Below are 3,292 nucleotides of genomic sequence, written 5' to 3'. Positions count from 1 at the left end.
GAATAAAGTCATCTTAAAGTAGAAAACCCCCCTCCCAGAAGTCATAAAAAGAAGTTTGTCAAAACCTCTTAAAGTAGTCAAAGCCTCTTTTAGAAGTCTTAGAAGTCGTATTTTAGGCGGACAAGTCCTACGAGTGCGCTTTGGTGAGCTGCGTCTACCGCGCCTTTGTATGTTTGGATAGTGTCATAGAAGGCAAGCTGTGGGACGACTTGGAAACCTTTTGCGACATTGATAGGGAGGTTTGCATAGACTTGATAGCCGTGTATGGATTGCAAGCCATTAGCCCCTGCACCTCTTTGTTTTTTGCCATTAAATGTCGCTTGGTAGCCTGCACCTGCTGCTAGGGAGAGTGTATCATTTAGCTTTGTGCCAAACTCTACTAGTAAGCCCGCTCTTTGCGCCCATAGCCCTGCGTCAGTCGCATCTCCGTAAGCATACAAACCTGTGTTTTGTGAAGTTTTTTGCTCGCCATATAGATGCCCATTTATCCCGTAGTGGAAAAATGTCGATAGTGTAGAGTCTCCACCCACGCCAAATTTCGCACCCACTAGCAAGTGTCCAGCGTGGACATCTTTGGTATCAGTCGCGTGTTGTTTGTCTGTGTCGTAGTATTTATAAGTGATAGCCGCTTTTAGCTTGCCTTTGTCGCCTAGCTTGGACTCATAGCTAAGGGCGATTCTAGGGAAAGTGTCTAGTCTAGAGCTTTCAGCATATCTTTGAGCGTATGTAGTAGCGGTAGCATTGCCCCCTGCTGCTTCATCTGCGATGATAGCTACTTTTGCCCCTGAGTGCTCGTATTGGACTTGGAGTTTGCGAGAGCCTGTGGTGATAGAGCCAAAGCCATTTCCACCTGCGTCATTATTTGCAAAGTTGGTCTGAAACCCACCCTCAACCGTAGGCGTATCTAGCTTACCAAAGGTTAGCTTACCGCCAGAGCCAAAATCATAAGTGCCATAGACTTTGCGTAGCCCGGGATAACCATTGCTTCCTAAAAAACCGCTTTCGCTCAAGCCAAATTCTACTTTGGTGGTTAGCTTGCCATACTTGGTGTCGATACCAAAGTGGGAGTTGTTTTGGAAACCGATTAGGAAGCGTCCTGTATTGCTTTTTTGTGAATAGTTGGCTAAACCTATGTTGCCCAAATCACCACTACCACCGACAAAGCCTCGCAAACTTCCATAAATATTTACAGAAGCACCTTTTTCCTCGTTGTTATACACTTCGATACCTAGCGCAGGTATCGCTACTAGCGCAGCTAGCGCACCACTTAAAGCCACTTTTTTCATTTTGTCTCCTTTGGGGATTTTGATTTTAGGATTTGCCTATGTGGTGTAGGCACAAAATCCTAATGCTTGGTATTTTGCCAAAAAGAAGTAAAAATGAGATACAAAAAATGTAAAAATCGTGTAAAACAAATGGGATTTGGATTTTTTTGGGGGGTTGGTTTTTGTGCGGGGTTTTGGGTGTTGGCTTGGTTTTTGTGGTTTTTTTTTGGGTTTTGGTTTTGTGTGGGGGGTTTGCGTCATTGCGAGCGTTGCATTTTTAATGCAATGCGTGGCAATCTATGGATTTTTTTGTTTTTTTGTAGTGTGTGGGTTTTTGTGGTTTTTGTGTTTTGTTGTTGGTTTTTGGGTTTTTTGGTGGTTTGGATTTGTGGTTGGTTTTTTTGGGTTTTTATTCCCCCTCCCTTGCGGAGGGGGTTAGGGGGTGGGTTTTTTTCTTGCGTTGTTGGTTTGGATTTTATGGTGTGGGGGTTTGCGTCATTGCGAGCCGTGCTTGCACGGCGTGGCAATCCAAAAACACCCCGTCATTGCGAGCGTGGCTATGCCACGCGTGGCAATCTATGGGGTTTTTTTGGTGGTTGGGGGTTTGCGTCATTGCGAGAATTTGCGTTAGCAAATTCGTGGCAATCTATGGATTTTTTGGTTTTTTTGTAGTGTAGAGATTTTTTGTAGTGTGTGGGTTTTTGTGTTTTGTGGTTGGTTTTTTTGGGTTTTGATTCCCCCTCCCTTGCGGAGGGGGTTAGGGGGTGGGTAAATCCGTCATTGCGAGCGTTGCATTTTAAATGCAACGCGTGGCAATCTATGGGGTTTTTTGGTGGTTGGTTTTTTTGCATTGTGAGGGTTTTTGCGTCATTGCGAGAATTTACTAAGTAAATTCGTGGCAATCTATTTGATTAAATTTGCTAAAAGCGCGTTTTTGGCATTTTGTAATGATAGATTGCCACGATTCTAGTCTTTTTAACAAAAGCCTAGAATCTCGCAATGACAAAAATGCAATTTCTTTCAATGATAAAAACAATAGATTGCCACGCACAACAAGTTGCGCTCGCAATGACGAAAATGTTGGATTGCCACGCAAGGCAAAAGCCTTGCTCGTAATAACGAACATTTCTTTGTCATATTGAGCGCGTGAGCGCGAAATATCTCTATTTACATTATTGGAGTTTTGAGATACTTCGCTTCGCTCAGTAAGACAATGTTTTTTTGTTTGTAGATTGCCACGCAAGTCTTGTGTTTTGCTCGCAATGACGATAAAGATTCCCCATACTTTGCAGAGCATTTTGCCTTTTGTTCCCCCTCCATTTTGTGGAGTTATCAAAAATTTTCCCCTCCCTTAGCACGAGGGGGCTTAGGGGGTGGGGTTTTTTTGTAGTGTTGTGGTTTTCGTCATTGCGAGCGCAACTTGTTGCGCGTGGCAATCTATATTGCTAAAATCACAAAATATATTTTTTTTGACTTTGTAGAGTTTGGATTGCCACGATTCTAGTCTTTTTAACAAAAGCCTAGAATCTCGCAATGACAAAAATGCAATTCTTTCAATGATAAAAACAATAGATTGCCACGAATCTGCTTCGCTACGCTTCGCAGATTCTCGCAATGACAAAAATGCAATTTCTTTTAATGATAAAAACAATAGATTGCCACGCGCAACAAGTTGCGCTCGCAATGACGAAAATGTTGGATTGCCATGCAAGGCAAAAGCCTTGCTCGTAATAACGAACATTTCTTTGTCATATTGAGCGCGTGAGCGCGAAATATCTCTACTTACATTTTGAGGTTTTGAGATACTTCGGTTTATTGCGAAACCTTAGTATGACAATGTTTTTTTATTTATAGATTGCCACGAATCTGCTTCGCTACGCTTCGCAGATTCTCGCAATGACGGATTTACCCACCCCCTAGCCCCCTCCGCAAGGGAGGGGGGAAATCAATGCTCGCAATGACGGGGGCAAATGTGGATTGCCACGCAAATGCTACTTTTGACAAAGTCGCATTTGCTCGCAATGACG

At 43.2% G+C, this 3,292-nt stretch carries 7 protein-coding genes; all 7 read right to left on the bottom strand.

The features are described from left to right. Positions 1–98: 98 nt before the first annotated feature. The 7 genes from ACWIUO_RS13540 to ACWIUO_RS13510 are packed head-to-tail and all read right to left on the bottom strand — an operon-like array spanning position 99 to position 3,006. Positions 99–1,286 (bottom strand): hypothetical protein, encoded by a 1,188-nt coding sequence (locus tag ACWIUO_RS13540; RefSeq protein ID WP_454178414.1) that lies wholly within the window; start codon positions 1,284–1,286, stop codon positions 99–101. A gap of 36 nt (positions 1,287–1,322) precedes the next feature. After that, on the bottom strand, positions 1,323–1,526 hold the full coding sequence (locus ACWIUO_RS13535) for a hypothetical protein (protein WP_454178413.1): 204 nt from the start codon (positions 1,524–1,526) through the stop codon (positions 1,323–1,325). Then, a complete protein-coding gene (locus ACWIUO_RS13530) occupies positions 1,523–1,792 on the bottom strand; it encodes a hypothetical protein (protein ID WP_454178412.1) in 270 nt (89 codons plus the stop codon). The genes ACWIUO_RS13535 and ACWIUO_RS13530 overlap by 4 nt, the downstream gene beginning before the upstream one ends. Continuing rightward, complete coding sequence (locus ACWIUO_RS13525) at positions 1,741–1,878, bottom strand: hypothetical protein (RefSeq protein WP_454178411.1); 138 nt, start codon at positions 1,876–1,878, stop codon at positions 1,741–1,743. The genes ACWIUO_RS13530 and ACWIUO_RS13525 overlap by 52 nt, the downstream gene beginning before the upstream one ends. Further along, the gene (locus ACWIUO_RS13520; RefSeq protein WP_454178410.1) at positions 1,823–2,167 is read right to left on the bottom strand and encodes a hypothetical protein; all 345 of its coding nucleotides are present in this window, start codon (positions 2,165–2,167) and stop codon (positions 1,823–1,825) included. Before ACWIUO_RS13520 ends, ACWIUO_RS13525 begins: the two co-directional genes overlap by 56 nt. After that, on the bottom strand, positions 2,149–2,601 hold the full coding sequence (locus tag ACWIUO_RS13515) for a hypothetical protein (protein ID WP_454178409.1): 453 nt from the start codon (positions 2,599–2,601) through the stop codon (positions 2,149–2,151). The genes ACWIUO_RS13520 and ACWIUO_RS13515 overlap by 19 nt, the downstream gene beginning before the upstream one ends. 30 nt (positions 2,602–2,631) lie before the next feature. Continuing rightward, positions 2,632–3,006 (bottom strand): hypothetical protein, encoded by a 375-nt coding sequence (locus ACWIUO_RS13510; protein WP_454178408.1) that lies wholly within the window; start codon positions 3,004–3,006, stop codon positions 2,632–2,634. Between the last annotated feature and the right edge of the window lie 286 nt (positions 3,007–3,292).

The sequence above is a fragment of the Helicobacter sp. T3_23-1056 genome, assembly GCF_053654535.1.
Note: the sequence above shows the minus strand (reverse complement) of the source record. Positions and strands in the feature narration are given on the sequence as shown.